The sequence below is a fragment of the Pseudochelatococcus sp. B33 genome (genome assembly GCF_053570585.1).
Genome location: NZ_JBSEFH010000007.1, coordinates 201,759 through 219,651, shown reverse-complemented (window position 1 = coordinate 219,651; position 17,893 = coordinate 201,759). Strand labels below are relative to the sequence as shown.

Sequence of the window (17,893 nt, the reverse complement as noted above, 5' to 3'; positions counted from 1 at the left end):
CGAGACGGAATGCGCGTGTTGGTCACAGGATGTTGCGGGCGGGCAACACCCCGTCCCGGGACCGCGGACGCCGGTCAGGCCGCGGCGGCGATCCGGCCGATGCCGCCGCGATAGGACAGCGCCTCCGCCACGTGCCCGCGGCTCACCCGCTCCTCCCCGTCGAGGTCGGCGAGGGTGCGTGCCATGCGCAGCACGCGGTGATAACCGCGGGCGGAAAGGCGCATGGCCTCCGCCGCGTCACGCAGCAGGGCGAGGCCCGCCTCGTCGGGACGCGCCGTCTCCTCCAGCACCGGCGCCGGGCAATGGGCATTCGTCGTATCGGCGGGCAGGCCGAGCGCCCGGAAGCGGCGCGCCTGCAGCTCCCGCGCCCGCGCCACCCGCGCCGCAACCACGGCCGACGGCTCCGAGGGCTGCGGCTGGATCAGGTCCGACGCGGTCACCGCCGGCGCCTCGATGACAAGGTCGATGCGGTCGATGAGCGGGCCGGAAAGGCGCGCCTGATACTGCGCCATGCAGCGGTCGTTGGGCTGCCTGCGGCAGGCGAAGCCGGGCTCGGTGGCGTTGCCGCACCGGCACGGGTTCATCGCCGCGACGAGCTGGAAACGCGCCGGGTAGACCGCGCGGCGGTTGGCGCGGGAGATCAGCACCTCGCCGGTTTCCATGGGCTGGCGCAGGCCGTCGAGCGTCTGCGGCTGGAACTCCGGCAACTCGTCGAGAAACAGCACGCCGTTGTGCGCCAGCGACACCTCGCCGGGCCGGGCATGGATGCCGCCGCCGACCAGCGCCGCCATGGAGGCCGAGTGATGCGGCGCGCGGAACGGCCGCCGGTCCGTGAGCGCGCCATCCTCCAGCAGCCCCGCGACCGAGTGGATCATCGACACGTCGAGCAGCTCGCGCGGCGTGAGCGGCGGCAGGATCGACGGCAGCCGGCTCGCCAGCATCGACTTGCCGCTGCCCGGCGGGCCGTGCAGCAGCAGGTTGTGATTGCCCGCCGCCGCGATTTCGAGCGCGCGGCGCGCGCTCTCCTGCCCGCGGACGTCCTTGAGATCGGGCATCGCGCCGTCGGTGCGGTCCATGCCCGGCTGCGGCCGCGACAGCACCTGAACGCCGCGGATATGGTTGGCGAGCTGCACGAGCGAGGCGGGCGCGACGATGTCGAGATCGCCGCTCGCCCAGGCCGCTTCCGGCCCGCAGGCGGCGGGGCAGATCAGGCCGAGCCCGCGCCCCGCCGCCGCCATCGCCGCCGGCAGCACGCCCGCGACCGGCGTCAGCGCGCCGTCGAGCCCCAGCTCCCCGAGCACGACATGGCCGGCGAGCGCATCGGCCGGTATGGCGCCGATGGCGGCCATGATGGCGAGCGCAATCGGCAGGTCGTAATGGGATCCCTCCTTCGGCATGTCGGCGGGCGCGAGATTGACCGTGATGCGCTTGGCGGGCATCGCCAGCCCCGAGGCCACCAGCGCCGCCCTCACCCGCTCGCGCGATTCGCCCACCGCCTTGTCCGGCAGGCCGACGATGGAGAACGCCACCGCACCCGACGCGACCAGCACCTGAACGTCGACGGGCCGTGCCTCGATCCCCTCGAAAGCAACCGTCGCCACGCGCGCTACCATACGCCCCACCCGATACCATCCACGGAACCCGCAGGCACCATAGACCAGAACCACCTTCCACTCAAGAACAATAAAGGAACATATATCAGAACGGAGAAAAAATAAGCATATTTTCGTTCATAAAAAATAACCATATATGACAAGCCACAATTCAATCACAAATTTATATAAGGAATACGCTATCATTAATTGTTATTAAATGAATTTATTTCTATTTTAACAATTAAGGCAATATTGAGGTAAGCACCTTAAGGAAATTTAATTTGAATATCGATGCCGCAGATCCCATCCTCATCTCGCCGCAACAATGCGCAAGCTGAAAAGGATCATGGGACATGAGAAAGACCCTCGTTGCCGCCTCCGCCGCCGCTGCCCTGCTCGTGGGTGGCATCGCCCCGACCTTCGCCCAACAGGACACGCAGGATAAGCCCGCCGCCGAGCGGTCCGAGCAGGATCGTCAGCGCGGGCCGCGCTTCAGCGCCGAAGACCGCGCGGCCTTCACCGCCGCCCGCCTCGCGGCCCTCAAGGCCGGTCTGCAACTCACCACCGAGCAGGAGACGCACTGGACCGCGCTGGAAACGGCCCTACGCTCCCTCTCCGACGAACGCGCCGAACAGCGCCAGGAACGTGCACAGCAGCGCGGCGAGCGCTCGCGTCCCGATGCGCTCGAGGCCCTCAGCCGCCAGGCCGAGGGGCTGCGCGGACGGGCCGACCGCCTCACCACGGTGGCGGAAGCCGCCAAGCCGCTGTTCGACAGCCTCGACGATGCCCAGAAGCGCCGCTTCGGCATCCTGCTGCGCGACAATCTGGCCGAAGGGCCGCATCACTGGCAGCGCTTCGCACATGGCGCCGGCCCGCATCGCGGCCGCTGAAGGCCCGCGCCCTCGGGCGCGGCCATGGCAATGACGGGGCGGACAGGGGTATCCCCTGCCCGCCTTTTCCAACCGGCCCGGGTTCAGTCGCGCAGGACAAGCACGGAGCAGGTCGCGTGGCGCACGATCGTCGCCGCGTTCGAGCCGATGAGGTAGGTCGACACGCCCGGCTGATGCGAGGAGACGACGATCAGGTCCGCCCCCAACTCCGACGCCTCCTCCAGCACCTCATTATAGACGGAGCCGAGGCGCACCACCGTCGTGACACGCTCGGGCGGAAGCGGCACCTCCTTGGCGAATTCCTCCAGCTCCTCCGAGGCCAGACGCGCCTGCTCCTCGTCGAAATTGGGCGGCACGAATTCCACGAAGGATACCGGCAGGATGGACCGCACGTAGACCAGCCGGATGGTGCCGCCCGACTCCCGCGCCAGCGCCGCGGCGCGCGTGACCGCCTTGCGTGCAATGTCGAGATCCGCCAGATCGACGGGGACGAGTATCTTCTTGAACATGGCCTACACTCTCCTTATCGCCTGATCCAGTAGACCGGAAAGGCACTGCCCCGGCCTTGTCATGCGTCAAATCCGGACCGGCTGCGCGCCGCTCACCGGCCCTTTGGCCTCACGCCTGCCGCGCGGGCGTGCGCACCACCAGCCCGTCGAGGTCGTCCCGAACCCGGATCTGACAGGAAAGACGCGAATTCGGCTTTACGTCCAGCGCGAAATCCAGCATGTCCTCCTCCATCGGTTCAGGATCGCCGACGATGTCGAGCCACGCATCGTCGATATAGACATGGCAGGTCGCGCAGGCGCACGCTCCGCCGCACTCTCCCAATATTCCGGGAACGGAATGCCGGACAGCCGTTTCCATGACAGTAGATCCGGTTACAGCTTCAACAGCCATGGCGTTTCCACTTGCGTCGATATAGGTTATTACTGGCATGAACGATCCTGCTGTGCACCCCGTCCGGCGAGCGGAATCAGCGCCTCTATTGGTGATGTTATTGCCACACTGGTTCCGGTCGTCGGGCCATGGCCGGCCGACGCGTTTGTATCCCGTATCGGCTCCGGTACGCAACACCTTGGGATTCAAGCGCTCTCTCCGCCGGCCCGGCCGCATTTACCATAGGCTTAATATCTGGTTAATGAAATACGACAAAGGTGGCCGGCCGGGTTTTCTTTAGGGCTTGCAAAGTTTAATCTTACGTCACTGGTAGATGTGCGGCGAAGCCGGAGGGCTTCCGATATCGCGCGCGGCGCCGAGATGCGTCAGGCGCACGGACGAGGCGGTGAGATGGTTCAGAACAGCAAGCGTATCGATACGACGGCAGAGGCCCTGTCCGCGATTGAAGAGGCGCTGAACCTCAGAAATACGCCGAAGGAGCAACCGGCTCCCGCCGCCCCGGCATCGCCGGATAAAGGGGCCTCGCCATCGCCCGCCGAAAGCCAGCCCGCCGGGAGCCAGCAGGCCGGAGGTCAGCAGGCCAAGCCCGCCGCCCAGGGCACCGGGCAGGCCGCGGCCGGTCATCAACCTCCCGCCGGCCAGCCTCCGGCGCAGAAATCGGCTGCGCCTTCCGCCGCCGGGGAGGCCGCCCGCGAGGACAGCGCCCGCGAACCTGCCGCCCAGGGCGAAGGCCGGGCCGCCGACAGCCGCGCGACGCCGGATGCTGCGAAGAACCTCGCCGACCGGCGCAGCGCGCCGGTGGACGATGCCGGAGCGCCGCGCGCGGGGCTTCCGCGCGCCGAGCTTCCACGCACGGATATTCCCCGCACGGAGCCTTCCCGGACGGAGCCTTCCCGGACGGAGCCTTCCCGCACGGAGCCTTCCCGCACGGACTTGCCGCCGCAGCCGGCCGGTTCCGCCGATCGGCAGCCCGCGGCGGCGCGGGACCAGCAGGCGCGCGAGGGCGCGAGGACCGTCGTCACGCCCGGCGCGGTGCGGCCCGCCAACGACGACAGGGAAGCGGTCGGCGCCCTGCTGCAGCTCCTGCAGCGGCGGCCCTCGTCGACGCCCTATTGGGCGGCGGCGGGCATTTCGGCGTTCTGGACCGCCGCGGTGACGCTGTTCTTCTTCCTCCAGCGCGACGTTTCCTCCCTCGGGTGGTCGGCGGCCGCCGCCGGGCTCGATCCACTGACGTGGGCGCTGTTCGCCGGGGCGGTGGCGGGGCCGGTGATTCTGGCTTTCGTGCTTGCCGCCCTGCATGCCCGCACCCAGGAGCTGCGGCAGGTGGCGCGCGCCATGACCGGCGTCGCCGTGCGGCTGGCGCAGCCCGAAACGCTGGCCGCCGATTCCGTGGCGAGCCTCTCCCAGGCCGTGCGGCGCGAGATGGTGGCGATGGGCGACGGCGTGGAGCGGGCGCTGGCGCGCGCCGGCGAGCTCGACACGCTGGTGCGCACCGAGATCGCGACGCTCGAACGCTCCTATGCCGACAACGAGGTGCGGATCCGCAGCCTCATCGACGAGCTGGTGGCCCAGCGCAACGCCATCGTCGGCAGCGCCGACCGGGCGCAGACGGCGATCGCCGCCGCCCAGAGCTCGCTCGTCAAGGACATGGAGACGCGCAGCAACACGCTGACGGTCTCGCTGTCGGTGGTCGGCACGCGGATCGCGGAGGCCATCGGGGCGAAGGGCGAGCAATTGTCCCAGTCGCTGACGCAGGCGGGCGAGCGCGTCATCCGCAACATCGAATCGCAGGGCGAGCAGCTCACCGCCCGGCTCGCCGACGTGAGCCAGAACGTCAACGAACGCCTGTCCGGCATCGGCGAGGAGCTGTCCACCTCGCTCGACAAGCGGACGCGCGACATCAGCCGGGAGCTGTCGCAGACCGGCGAGCAACTGGCGCAAGTGCTGGGAGAGAGCACCACGCACGCCACCAAGGCCTTCTCCGACACCGGCCTGACGGTGGCGAAATCCATCGCCCAGCGGGCGGAGGAAGTGAACAAGGTGCTGAAATCGACCGGCGATTCGCTGGCCGTCTCGCTCAGCCTGCACGGCGCGGAGGTCAACCAGCGGCTGACCCAGACGGGGCAGGAGATCTCCGGCGCCATCGACGCGAGCGGGGCCAGCCTGGCCGAGCGCCTGGCACTGACCGGCGAGACCATCCGCAAGGTCATCGTGGACGACGGCAAGGTGCTGGAATCGAACCTCGCCGAAACCGGCGAGCGCCTGTCGAAGACGCTCTCGGCCCAGGTCGAGACGGCGCGGACGCATTTCGAGGACAACGCCAGCGAGCTCGTGACCACCTTCTCGGAGCAGACCGCGGCGCTGCACGACATCATCCGGGAACAGGTCGAGGCCACGCATTCCACGCTGGCCTCGGTTGGCCGCGAGGTGGTGCTGGCCATCGCCACCCAGGGCGTGCGGGTGAACGAGTCGCTGGCGGACAGCGCCGAGACGGTCGCGCAGACCATCGGCCAGCGCGGCAAGGAGGTCGACGAGGCGCTGCACCGGCGCCTCGTCGCGTTCGACACCTCCGTCAGGCAGGGCGGCGAACACCTCGACCGGACGCTGGCGCAGCATCTCGACCAGCTCCAGACCGCCTTCGGCGAACGCGCCAGCAGCCTCAACGACGTGCTCGAAAACGGCAACAGGAGCCTTGAGACCGTCTTCGCCACCCAGATCGGCAACCTGCAATCGGCGGTCGGCGACAGGTCGCAGGCCGTCGACCGGCTGTTCAGCGCGCGGCTGCAGGACTTCAACAGCTTCGCCGGCGGCCTGGACAAGGCGCTCGGCGGACTCGGCGAGGCGCTCGGCGGCTTCACCGCGACGCTGGGTCGTTTCGAGACCACATTCGGCGGCCTTGAGAACACGCTGGGCGGCTTCAATGCCGCCCACGGCCGCTTCGAGGCGACGCTCGCGGCCGGCAGGGCGCAGCTCGATACGACGCTCGGCGAGGGTCTCAAGGAGCTCGGCGGGGTTCTGGACGCCAAGGGCCAGGAACTGTCGACCCATTTCGACGGCCACGTCGCCGGCCTGCGCGACACGCTCGGCCGCAGCGTCCATGCGCTCGGCGGCATCACGAAGCAGCTTGTCGAAACCGTGGACCAGTCGATCGCCGGCAGCGCCGGCAAGCTGGAGAGCATTCTCGACGCACGGCTCTCGGGCTTTGAGGAGACGGTGGTGACACGCGGTCAGGCGCTCGACGGCCAGCTCGCGGCGCGCCTCTACAGCCTGCGCGAGACCCTCGACCAGGGCGGCGCGCAGCTAGAGACCACAATGGGCAAGCTGGTATTGTCCATCGACGGCACCATCGGCGCTGGCGCCGGGAAGATCGAGACGCTGCTTGACACGCGGCTCTCGGGCTTCGAGGAAACCGTCGCCACGCGCGGCCAGGCGCTCGACGGCCAGCTCGCCACGCGTCTCTACAGCCTGCGCGAGACCCTCGACCAGGGCGGCGCCGCGATCGAGAACACGGTCGGCAAGCTGGTGTCGTCCGTGGACGGCGCGGTCGGCGCCTGCGCGACGCGCATCGAGGACTCGCTCACCGGTCATCTGTCCGGCATCGAGAAGACGGTCGCCGCGAGCGCACGGGCGCTGGACGACAAGCTCGCCGCGCGCCTCAACAACCTGCGCCACACGCTGGACAGGGGCAGCGTCGCGTTCGAGAACGCCATCGAGACGCTGTCGTCCTCGATCGACGGCACCATCAACGACGGCGCCGCCAGGATCGAGACCGTGCTCGATGCGCGCATCTCGGGCTTCGAGGATGCCGTGGGCCAGCGCAGCCTGGCGCTCGACGCGCGGCTCGGCGAGCGGCTCGACAACCTGCGCGAGACGCTCGGCGAAGGCCAGACGCTGATCGACCAGGCGGTCGACAAGCTCGCGTCCTCGGTCGAGGACACCGTCGGCAAGCTCTCGGCTTCCGTGGACGCGGCCGTCGGCGGCGGCGTGGACAGGATCGGCAGCGCGCTCACCGGTCACCTCGGACGCTTCGAGACCGGCTTCAGCGTGCAGGCCCAGGCGCTCGACGAGCGGCTCACCGAGCGCCTCGCCGCCTTCCAGTCCGGCATCGCCTCCTTCAGCCAGGAGATCGAGGGGCCGCTGTCGGCGCGGCTCGAAAGCTTCCAGACCGCCATCGCCTCGCGCGGCCAGGAGCTCGATTCCGCCCTGATGGCCCGGCTCGCGGCGCTGCGGGAGATCGTCGACACCCGCGGCCAGCAGCTCGACAACCTGCTCGGCGAGAAGCTCGCCGCGCTCGAGGAAACGGTGGTGCGCCGCGGCGGCGACATCGCGGGCCGCATCGCCCGCGACACGCAGACGCTGTCGGCGATCGTCGACACGGGGCTGGGCGACATCGAGGCGCGGATCGCCGGCCCGGCGCGCGAGGCGGCGGAGCGGATCGCCTCCAGCACGCGCGAAGCCGCACAATCGCTCGAAGGGCAGGTCGAGGCGTTCGACGAGCGCGTCAACGCGCGCGCCCAGGCAGTGGGCCAGACGCTCGAGACGCTCATCGATGGCATCGAGACGCGCATCGACGCCCGCGCCATCGCGCTCAACCAGTCGCTCATCGACCGCACCACGGATCTGGCGCGGACGCTCGCCGATGGCGGCAGGCAGACTGTCGAAGCCATGTCGGGCAAGGCCGAGGAGATCGGTTCCATCATCGGCGGGCACGGCGACGCGCTGGCGCAGCGGCTCGCCGATCAGGCCTCGGCCATCGATTCCGGCCTGGTGCGCTACGTGCAGAGCCTCGACGCCACGCTCGGCAACCGGGTGCAGGAGCTCGGCGCGCTGTTCAGGACCGGCGGCACCGGTCTCGTCGCGACGCTGGAGCAGCACAGCGAAGCCCTTGCCGCCGACTTCGCCGCCGCCGGCGCAGCGGTGGTGCGCTCCATCGAGGAGCAGGGCGGCGCGGTGGTCGAGACGCTGCGCGAACGCAGCGACGACCTGTCGGTGCGCGTGGCCGAGCTCCGGGACGAGCTCGCCCAGTCCATCGACGGCAGCGCGACGCGCGCGGTCGAGGCGCTGGCGGGAGCGAGCGAGCGCATACGCTCCGAGCTCGACAGCGTCGTGGGCCGCGTCTCCGACGCCAACATCTCCCTGAAGCGGCTGGCGCAATCGGCGGGCGGCAACCTGTCGGAGATCGAGCGGGATCTGTCGGAACGCGTGTCGTCGCTCAAGGAAGTTCTGGAAGCGCTGTCCCGCGAGGGCACGCAGGCGACCACCGGGCTGCAGGAGCAGATCGGGGCCCTGCAGGACGCCGCCGCCCGCGCCATCGCCGAATCGGAGAAGGTCGCCGGCGGCCTGGCGGAACAGGGGACCGAGGTGTCGCGCTCCACCTTCGAGCACGTCAGCGCTCTCGCCAATGCGGCCAAGGCGCTCGCCGCGGTCGAGGAGCGCATCGGCGAGGCGCTCGACGCCCGCCGCTCCACACTGGAGGAGACGGTCGCGAACCTCAGCTCCCGCGCCGAGGACATCGAGACGATCACGCGCCAGTTCGACGACGTGCTCGGCCGCTCGCTCGCGGCGCTCGACGAAAAGGCGCGGCTCGTGAGCGAGAACCTGACCCAGACGACGGAAACCGCCAGCGCCGGCATCGCCGGCCAGCTGCAGCAGCTCGACGATCTGGCGGCCGACCAGCGCGAGCGCACGATCGCCGCACTGCGCGACTCCTACGAGACCGTCATCGCCGAGATGCGGACGGATCTCGACGCGGCCACGGGACAGTTCCAGGAGGCGGCGCGCGGGATGCAGGCGACGATCGCCACCATCCGGCGCGAGCTCGAGGACACCCGCGACGTGATGCAGGCCGGCTTAGAGGCCCTGCCGCGCGAGGCGACCGAGAGCACCACCTCGATGCGCCGGGTGATCGCCGACCAGATCAGCGCCATCAACGCCTTGACGCAGGTGGTGGCGCGCGCCGGCAGCGTCGGCGAGGTGACGCGTCCCCGTCCGGCCGCCGCGCGCGCGGCCTCCCCTGCCCAGCCGCAGGGCGGCCCCGCCGCGCCCGACAACGCGGCGGCGGCCGCGATCCGGGCGGCCACGCACCTCTCCTTCGCCAGTTCCTCCCTCTCCAAGCCCGCAGGCCGCAGGCCGGTCGTCGCCACGCCGTCCGCTCCGGAACAGGCTTCCCATCATGACGAGGCGCGGGCCTCCGGCGGAAGCTGGCTGACGGACCTGCTCATCCGCGCCTCGCATGAGGACGAAACCCCGCCGGCCAAGAAGGGCGAGGGACAGCGGCAGCACGACAGCCTCGCGGTGCTCGACGCGATCTCCGGGGACATCGCCCGCATGATCGACCACGACACCGCGGTGGAGCTGTGGGACCGCTACCGCGACGGCGAGCGCAACGTGTTCACCCGCCGGCTCTATACGTTGCAGGGACAGCGGATATTCGACGAGATCGGCCGCAGATACCGCAGCGAATCGGACTTCCGCGAGACGGTGGATCGCTACGTGGCCGAGTTCGACAACCTGCTGGCGAAGATCGGCGAGCGCGATCAGGGGCAGGCGCTGGCGCGCACTTATCTGACATCCGAGGCGGGCAAGGTCTATACCATGCTCTCGCACGCCACCGGACGCCTGACTTAAACGGGCATGACACTCTAAATCCTGCGTTCCCTCATGCGATGATCTGGACATCGCATGAGGGAAGCTGCATAAGGTGCAGACGGTCGCCCATCGAGGGCGCGGCCTCGGGCATGCCCCTGAACGGAACGTGGCAATCGGGACCAGTTCATGAAAGATTTCCTGCTGCGCGTCTTTACGTGGTGGAATGGCGCAACCTTCGGCACCCTGCGCACGACCCGCCTCTACGGTGAATTCGTGGGCGAGGATGAGTACGGCAATCGCTATTACCGCACGCGTGACGGCAAGAAGGATCCGGCGCTCGGCATCGAACGCCGCTGGGTGATCTACAACGGCTATGCCGAGGCGTCGAACGTTCCGCCCGGCTGGAACGGCTGGCTGCACCACACCGTCGATGTCCCTCCGAGCAAGGAGGAATACGTGGCGAAGGAGTGGGAACTGCCCCATCAGCCCAATCTCACCGGCACGCCTGCCGCCTACCGCCCGCTGGGCTCGACGCTGTCCACCGGGCACCGCCCGTCGGCGACCGGCGATTACGAGGCATGGGTTCCCGGCAATTGATCGGTCGGCCTCCGATGCAGCGCACGACGACAACCCGCGGCAAGGTGCGGCGTGACGCCCGCGCCGCCCGGACGCTCGGTCCGGCGGCATGTTCCCCCCCGCTGGCGGCGGCATTTCTTCTGCTGACAGCAACATTTTCCCTGCTGGCAGCACCTGCGGCGCTGGCGCAGCGCATCGAGAATCCGATCGCCGTCTTCAACGGTCTCGACAAGATCACCGGGCGCATCGTGTCTTTCGAGGTCGGCATCGGCGAGACGGTGCAGTTCGGCGCCCTGCAGCTCACGCCGCGCGCCTGCTATACGCGCCCGGCCACCGAGACGCCCAACACCACGGCTTTTCTGGAAGTGGACGAGGTCGACGCCGACGGCCGGGCGGAACGCCTGTTCACGGGCTGGGTGTTCGCGGCGAGCCCCGGCCTGCACGGCATCGAGCACCCCGTCTACGACATCTGGCTGACGGATTGCGAGAACCCCAACGCGCCCCCGGAGGTTCCCTCCCCCGATGCGGGCGCCGAAGGCGGCGCAGCTGAGGGCGGAGCCGGCACGCCGGACCCGAACGCCCCCCCGCTGCCGCCCGAACGCCCCGGCAGGCGGCCGGACGCCTCGGCCCCCGCCGAAGAGCTGGAAGCGCTGTCCGACGAACCGTTGGCGCTCGAGGACCCGCTGTTCGCCCCCATCGGCGAGTGATATCTCGAGGCTGCCCGAGCGGATCGTGCGCCGGGGCTATCCGGCCCGGTCCATTTTCCGCGCGTCGCATCCATCCGCCAGTCGGTGCCCGCTCCTCACCTGCGGCGGCAGCGCCGCGAGTGCCTCCGCGCCGCCGATCTGCCGGCCGCGCGGCCAGCGCCACCAGTCGCCCGTCGCGTTGATGGCCCGGGCAAGCCGGCGCAGATAGTCGTTTCGCGCAATCGCGATCGCGCCGAAGCGGGCCAGATGCGGCGTCACGAACTGGGTGTCGAGAAGCTGGTAGCCACCCGTCCGCAGCCGCGCCACGAGATGCACCAGTGCCACCTTGGAGGCGTCGCGGTCGACGTGGAACATGCTCTCGCCGAAGAACGCGCCGCCGAGCTCCAGCCCATAGAGACCGCCCGCCAGCCGGCCCTCCCGCCACGCCTCGACCGTATGGCACAGCCCCATGTCGAACAGCTCGCCGTAGAGCATGCGGATGCGCTGGTTGATCCACGTTTCCTCGCGCCCCTCGGCGGAGGCGGCGCAGCCGTCGATCACGGCATCGAAGTCCGTATCGACGCGGATCTCGAAGCGGTCGCCCGCCACCGTGCGCGCCAGCCGCGACGCGACATGAAAATCATCCAGCGGGATGATGCCGCGTTCGCGCGGTTCGACCCAGAACAGGCCGGTGTCCTCGGCGCTCTCGGCCATGGGAAACAGGCCCGCCGCATAGGCACGCAACAGGATTTCGGGCGTGATATGGGTATCGGGCAAACGATGGCACTCTTCTTCGGCTCGTCCCGACGTCGGACGCCCGGCCATGATCTCCCGTTCCGGGCCGAACGATCAAGCCCCCATCGACGCGACGCGCCCGGCCATCCCCAATCCCGGGTTCTGCGGGACGGTTCCGATGGAATGGCCGGATCGGGAAGCGCGCGCGACCCCGATCACGCGAAGGCTCACCCCAGCGGGCGGGCGGAGCCGGGTTTGACCTGGCCCGGCTTCACCTGCTCCGGCGTCATCTGTTCCGGTTTGGCCTGGCCGGGCTCGGCGGAACCGGCGGCGACCGGAACCGTGGCGACGACGGCCGCGGTCTCGGGCGCGAGCCCGCGCGGCGCCTCGCGGCGGTGGGCGGTCTCCGCCTGCTCGCGCCACAGCACGAAAATGCCGGCGATGATCACGATGCCCCCGCCCGCGAACACGGCGGGCTCCGGCCAGTCGCTGAACGCCAGCCAGCCGATCATGCACGCCCACAGCATGGTGGAATATTCGAAGGGCGCGAGCAGGGAGGCATCGCCGTAGCGGAAACTCATCGTCAGCAGAATCTGCCCGAGCCCGCCCAGCACGCCGACGCCGATCAGCACGATCGCCTCCTCGGTCGTGGGCATGACCCAGCCGGCGGGGATGCTCAGCAGCGCCAGCGCCGAGGTGAACAGCGCCAGATAGAAGATGATCGCGCCGGTGGTCTCCGTGTCGACGAGACGCCGGATCTGGACGATCGCGCCCGCGGTGAGGAACGCGCCGCCGAACGCGATCATGATGCCGATGGTGGACGCGCCGCCCGCGAGCAGATCGCCGCCCGCCAGATGCGGGGCGAGCATGACCAGCACGCCGAGAAACCCGACGCCGGTGCCGATCCAGCGGTAACCCTGCACCGTCTCCTTCAGCAGCACCGCCGCCAGCACGACGAGAATCAGCGGCGACGTATAGCCGAGCACGACCGCGTCGGTCAGCGGCAGATACGCCAGGGCCAGGAAGTTCAGGAACATGCTGGAGCTCGACATGATGCCGCGCCGGAAATGTCCGAGGACGTTGCGCGTGCGCAACGCCTCCAGCACCTGTCCCTGCAGCATGAGCCAGACCATGAGCGGCAGCAGCATGAAGAACGAGCGGAAGAACACGATCTCGCCGACGGGCACGCGATCGCTGACGTATTTCACGCCGGCGCTCATCAGGGTGAACACCAGGGCGGACACGACCTTGAGGAAGACTGCGAGGGGGGGATTCACGGCACGACACCAAAAAGAGGGCCGCTGTCGGATCAATTCCGCAGTCACGGCCTGCCGGGAACATATGTCGCAGCCGCCCATCCTTGAATGGCTTTTCCGGCATTGCTGTCATGCGTTCGCGGAGGCGTCGATGCGCGGCATGGTAAACTAAAGTTTACTGCATGGCGCCACCCCGGGTGCCGGCAGCATCGTCGCCCGCAGGACAGCCAAGAGCGCGCGAGGGTGCCGGAGAATCAGTCCGCGCCGGCCGGCGCTGCTTTACAGATGCAAAATCCGTCAAATAACAGCCGATATTGACATCGAAAGTTTTCTTTCCACGTAATACGTTACACCTTATCCGCTGCTAAAAAAACGCTCGTCATCAAAATGCAATGGTAATAAGCTTTCGATAGATCATCTAATGACAAGTGATGGGTAGTTCGGTGTCCACAGAACCAGATATCATCCGCGTCAGAACCCTTTTCCTGTCGGATTTTCACCTCGGCACCAAGGGGTGCCAGGCTGATCTGCTGATCGATTTTCTGCGCCACTACGAGGCCGACACCATCTATCTCGTCGGGGACGTCGTCGACGGCTGGCGGCTGAAGGCCGGCTGGTACTGGCCGCAGACCCACAACGACGTCGTCCAGAAGCTGTTGCGCAAAGTACGCAAGGGCACCCACATCATCTATCTGCCGGGCAACCACGACGAGTTCCTGCGCGATTATGTCGGCAGCAATTTCGGCGGCATCGAAATCCTGGACCACGCCATCCACGAGGGGGCGGACGGCAGGCGCTATCTCGTCATCCACGGCGACCAGTTCGACATGGTGGTGCGGCACGCGCGCTGGCTCGCCTTCCTGGGCGACTGGGCCTATGGCGCGGCGCTCGCCACCAATACCTACGTCAACATCGTGCGCCGGCGGCTCGGCCTCACCTACTGGTCGTTGTCCGCCTGGGCGAAGCTCAAGGTGAAGAACGCCGTGAACTTCATCGGCCGGTTCGAGGAACTGCTCTCGACGGAAGCGCAGCGCTTCGACGTGCAGGGCGTCATCTGCGGCCACATCCATCACGCCGCCATGCACGACAGGTTCGGCGTGCGCTACATCAACACCGGCGACTGGGTCGAGTCCTGCTCGGCCGTCGTCGAGCACTACGACGGCAATTTCGAGATCCTGCGCTGGACGAACCGGCAGGTCGAGATTTCGGCCGAGCGCCGCGCCGCCCGCAAGCAGCGCGCCCGCACGCAGGCGCCGCCCGCCCTGCCCGCGCCCGACCCGGCGCCCACGCTGGAGCCCCCCCTCGCCCGGCCCGCTCCGGCGCAGGGGGATTATGACGATCCCCGCGCCCCCGTGACGGCGCAGAAGAACGGTGCGGAAGCGCCGGCGCAGACGGCGCCCGCCTCCGGTGGCTCGCGCGCGCGGCGGGCAGCCTGATGCGTGTCCTCATCGCAACGGATGCGTGGCGTCCGCAGGTCAATGGTGTGGTTCGCTCCCTGGAGCATCTGGCGCAGGAAGCGCCGGCGCTGGGGGCCGAGATCGAGTTCCTGACGCCCGATGCCTTCCGCACCGTGCCGATGCCCACCTATCGCGAGATCCGGCTCGCCTTCGCCATGCCGTGGCAGGTGCGGCGCATCATCGACCGCGTGAAGCCGGATTTCATCCACATCGCGACCGAGGGGCCGATCGGCCTCTCCGCCCGCCACATCTGCCTCGCGGACGGCCACACCTTCACCACCAGCTACCACACGCGCTTTCCCGAATATCTCGCCGCGCGGGCTCCGGTGCCGGAGCGCTGGTCCTACGCCGCCATCCGCCGCTTCCACAACGCCGGCGCGGCGACGATGGTGAGCTCCCCCACGCTGGAGCGGGATCTCGCCGCGCGCGGCTTCCGCAACCTGGTGCGCTGGTCGCGCGGCGTCGACGCCGATCTGTTCCATCCGCGCGCCGAGCGTCCGCACGCCTTCCCCGGCCCGGTGTTCCTCTATGTCGGGCGCGTCTCCGTGGAGAAGAACATCGAGGCGTTCCTCGCCCTCGACCTGCCCGGCAGCAAGGTGGTGGTCGGCGACGGCCCGGCCCGCGCCCAGCTCGCCGTCCGCTACCCGCAGGCGCATTTCCTCGGCGTGAAGACCGGCGAGGATCTCGCCGCGATCTACGCCTCTGCCGACGTGTTCGTGTTCCCGAGCATCACCGACACGTTCGGCATCGTGCTGCTCGAGGCGCTCGCCAGCGGGCTGCCGATCGCGGCCTTCCCCGTCATGGGACCCGTCGACGTGGTGGGCGACAGCGGCACGGGCGTTCTCGACGACGATCTGCGCGCGGCCGCTCTCGCGGCGCTCGACATCCCGCGCGATCTGTGCCGCGCCCATGCGCTGACCTTCAACTGGCAGGCGAGCGCGCGCCAGTTCCTCGACAACATCCGCCGCGTCCAGTCGCCGCAGAGCGCCGCCATCAGCGACATCGCCGCGTGACGGGCAGCACGCTGCCGCTTGCCCCCGCTCTCGACACGCATCGGGTTTGCCTGTACTGAAAGATATGAATAAATGGCCCGCGTCACTGCCCGCGCGGGGCCCCGATGGCATCCCGCGTGACGGTTTGAAGAACGCCTCATGACAACGGACCCGAATGTCGCGAGCCCGACCGTCACTTTCCAGGATACGCCGGCCGGGCGCACGGCCGTCCTGACAGGCGACTGGGTCTCGGCGCAGGCCGGGGACGTGGAGCGGCAGGCCGCCGTGCTGACGAAGGCGCTGCGGGACGGCCGGAAGCAATGCGCGGCGATCGATCTCGGCCAGGTCGGGCGGCTCGACACCGTCGGCGCATGGGTGCTCGACAGGGCGCGGCAGGACAGCGACGCCGGCGACGTGCCGTTCGATAACGCGCGCGGCGAGCACCGGCTGCTGCTGGAGAAGGTGTTCTATCGCGACATCGAAGCCGAGCCGAAGGCGCGCACCTCGCAGGTCATCGACTTCCTGGCAAACGTCGGCGAGGGGGTGGTCGAGTTCGGCCGCGAGATGGCGCGGGGCACCAGCTTTCTCGGCGAGGTGGTCGCCGGCCTCGCCCGCCTGCTGATCAGGCCGTGGCGCTTCCGGGTGCCCGCGTTCGTGAACCAGGTGGAGCAGACCGCGTTCCGCAGCGTGCCGATCATCACGCTGATCTCGTTCCTCGTCGGCTGCATCGTGGCGCAGCAGGGCATCTTCCAGATGCAGCGCTTCGGCGCCGCGATCTTCGTCGTCGATCTCACCGGTATCCTGGTGCTGCGCGAGCTCGGCGTGCTGCTGTCCGCCATCATGATCGCCGGCCGGTCGGGTAGCGCCTTCACGGCCGAAATCGGCTCGATGAAGATGCGCGAGGAGATCGACGCGTTGCGGGTCATGGGCCTCGATCCCGTGGAAGTGCTGATCGTGCCGCGCGTGCTGGCGCTGCTCATCGGGCTGCCGATACTGGCCTTTCTCGCCGCCATGGCGGCGTTGCTGGGCGGCGGCCTCGTCGCGTGGGTCTATGGCGGGATCACGCCCGACATCTTCCTGTCACGCCTCAAGGCAGCGATCGACTTCCCCACCTTCATGGTCGGGATCGTGAAGGCGCCGTTCATGGCGCTCGTCATCGGCGTCATCGCCTCGCGCGAGGGCATGGCCGTGGGCGGATCGGCCGAATCGCTCGGCAAGCAGGTGACATCCTCGGTGGTGAAGTCCATTTTCATGGTCATCGTCATGGACGGCCTGTTCGCCGTGTTCTTCGCGGCAATCGACTTCTGAGGCGCCCTTGTCCGAGGCATTCATGCAACAGCCGCCCGAAAACGCCACCGTGCCCACAGGGAAAGCGGGCGACAACAAGGACCGCGAGGTCCTCATCGGCGTGCGCGGCCTCGAGGTCGGCTTCGGCCCGAAAACCATCATGAAGGGCCTCGATCTCGACATCTACCGGGGCGAGATCCTGGGTTTCGTCGGCGGATCGGGCACGGGCAAGTCGGTGCTGACGCGCACCATTCTCGGGCTGATCAAGAAGCGCGCCGGCACCATCGAGGTGTTCGGCTACGATCTCGACAGGATATCCGAGGCCCAGCACCGGCTGCTGGAGCGGCGCTGGGGCGTGCTCTTCCAGCACGGTGCGCTGTTTTCGGCGCTGACCGTCAAGCAGAACGTGCAGATGCCGATGCGGGAATACCTGCACATGTCCGAGCGCCTGCTCGACGAGGTCGCCATGATGAAGATCGAGATGGCCGGCCTCGCGCCCGATGCGGCCGACAAGTTCCCCTCGGACCTGTCGGGGGGCATGATCAAGCGCGCCGCGCTGGCGCGGGCGCTGGCGCTCGATCCGGAAATCGTCTTTCTCGACGAGCCGACCTCGGGGCTCGATCCCATCGGCGCGGCGGAGTTCGACGATCTGATCGCCACGTTGCAGAAAACTTTGGGGCTGACCGTTTTCATGGTAACCCATGACATGGACAGCCTTTATTCGGTATGCGACCGGATCGCAGCGCTGGGGGAAGGCCGGATCCTGGCCGAGGGGCCGATCGAGACCATGCTGGCGTCGGATCATCCGTGGATCCGCGCCTATTTCCACGGCAAGCGCTCCCGCGCGGCGGCGGGCGAGGCCGTGCGGGCGGGCGAGGAGAATTGAGTCCGAACCGGACGGGGTTTGAGTAGAGTTGAGGCGATGCGTACG

Annotated in this window: 12 protein-coding genes and 1 pseudogene; 8 read left to right on the top strand and 5 right to left on the bottom strand. The window is 68.6% G+C overall.

The window, feature by feature from the left end; genetic code table 11:
• Positions 1–74: 74 nt before the first annotated feature.
• On the bottom strand, positions 75–1,613 hold the full coding sequence (locus tag ACUSIJ_RS09975; RefSeq protein WP_449308285.1) for a YifB family Mg chelatase-like AAA ATPase: 1,539 nt from the start codon (positions 1,611–1,613) through the stop codon (positions 75–77).
• Between the two features lie 335 nt (positions 1,614–1,948).
• Between ACUSIJ_RS09975 and ACUSIJ_RS09970 the strand changes: the two genes are divergently transcribed.
• Entirely contained in the window at positions 1,949–2,485 is a 537-nt protein-coding gene (locus ACUSIJ_RS09970; protein ID WP_449308229.1) for a Spy/CpxP family protein refolding chaperone, read from the top strand.
• Between the two features lie 83 nt (positions 2,486–2,568).
• Here the strand turns inward: ACUSIJ_RS09970 and ACUSIJ_RS09965 are convergent, their stop codons facing one another.
• A complete protein-coding gene (locus tag ACUSIJ_RS09965; RefSeq protein WP_449308228.1) occupies positions 2,569–2,994 on the bottom strand; it encodes a universal stress protein in 426 nt (141 codons plus the stop codon).
• 109 nt (positions 2,995–3,103) lie between these two features.
• Positions 3,104–3,424: a 2Fe-2S iron-sulfur cluster-binding protein gene (locus ACUSIJ_RS09960; RefSeq protein WP_449308284.1), complete on the bottom strand. Its 321-nt coding sequence runs from the start codon at positions 3,422–3,424 to the stop codon at positions 3,104–3,106.
• A 351-nt stretch (positions 3,425–3,775) separates the two neighbouring features.
• Here ACUSIJ_RS09960 and ACUSIJ_RS09955 point away from each other — a divergent pair, with 351 nt between their 5' ends.
• From ACUSIJ_RS09955 to ACUSIJ_RS09945, 3 genes are all read left to right on the top strand, one after another.
• Positions 3,776–10,012: an apolipoprotein A-IV repeat region-like domain-containing protein gene (locus ACUSIJ_RS09955; protein ID WP_449308227.1), complete on the top strand. Its 6,237-nt coding sequence runs from the start codon at positions 3,776–3,778 to the stop codon at positions 10,010–10,012.
• Between the two features lie 147 nt (positions 10,013–10,159).
• On the top strand, positions 10,160–10,570 hold the full coding sequence (locus ACUSIJ_RS09950) for an NADH:ubiquinone oxidoreductase subunit NDUFA12 (protein ID WP_449308226.1): 411 nt from the start codon (positions 10,160–10,162) through the stop codon (positions 10,568–10,570).
• 14 nt (positions 10,571–10,584) lie between these two features.
• The gene (locus tag ACUSIJ_RS09945; protein ID WP_449308225.1) at positions 10,585–11,256 is read left to right on the top strand and encodes a DUF2155 domain-containing protein; all 672 of its coding nucleotides are present in this window, start codon (positions 10,585–10,587) and stop codon (positions 11,254–11,256) included.
• 36 nt (positions 11,257–11,292) lie between these two features.
• On the opposite strand, the gene aat is transcribed toward ACUSIJ_RS09945, so the two are convergent.
• Together aat and ACUSIJ_RS09935 are read right to left on the bottom strand one after the other, a co-directional pair.
• The gene (gene aat, locus ACUSIJ_RS09940; RefSeq protein ID WP_449308224.1) at positions 11,293–12,060 is read right to left on the bottom strand and encodes a leucyl/phenylalanyl-tRNA--protein transferase; all 768 of its coding nucleotides are present in this window, start codon (positions 12,058–12,060) and stop codon (positions 11,293–11,295) included.
• 137 nt (positions 12,061–12,197) lie between these two features.
• Positions 12,198–13,247, bottom strand: a complete 1,050-nt coding sequence (locus tag ACUSIJ_RS09935; protein ID WP_449308223.1) for a DMT family transporter — start codon at positions 13,245–13,247, stop codon at positions 12,198–12,200.
• A gap of 410 nt (positions 13,248–13,657) precedes the next feature.
• Here ACUSIJ_RS09935 and ACUSIJ_RS09930 point away from each other — a divergent pair.
• The 4 genes and pseudogenes from ACUSIJ_RS09930 to ACUSIJ_RS09915 form a co-directional block, all read left to right on the top strand.
• Positions 13,658–14,485 (top strand): annotated as a pseudogene (locus ACUSIJ_RS09930) (UDP-2,3-diacylglucosamine diphosphatase); the annotation flags it as partial.
• A gap of 176 nt (positions 14,486–14,661) precedes the next feature.
• Positions 14,662–15,696 carry a glycosyltransferase family 4 protein gene (locus ACUSIJ_RS09925; protein ID WP_449308222.1) on the top strand — a complete coding sequence of 345 codons (1,035 nt, stop codon included), beginning with the start codon at positions 14,662–14,664 and terminating at the stop codon, positions 15,694–15,696.
• A 138-nt stretch (positions 15,697–15,834) separates the two neighbouring features.
• The gene (locus ACUSIJ_RS09920; protein ID WP_449308221.1) at positions 15,835–16,983 is read left to right on the top strand and encodes an MlaE family ABC transporter permease; all 1,149 of its coding nucleotides are present in this window, start codon (positions 15,835–15,837) and stop codon (positions 16,981–16,983) included.
• A 22-nt stretch (positions 16,984–17,005) separates the two neighbouring features.
• Entirely contained in the window at positions 17,006–17,848 is an 843-nt protein-coding gene (locus tag ACUSIJ_RS09915) for an ABC transporter ATP-binding protein (protein WP_449308220.1), read from the top strand.
• Positions 17,849–17,893 lie beyond the last annotated feature (45 nt).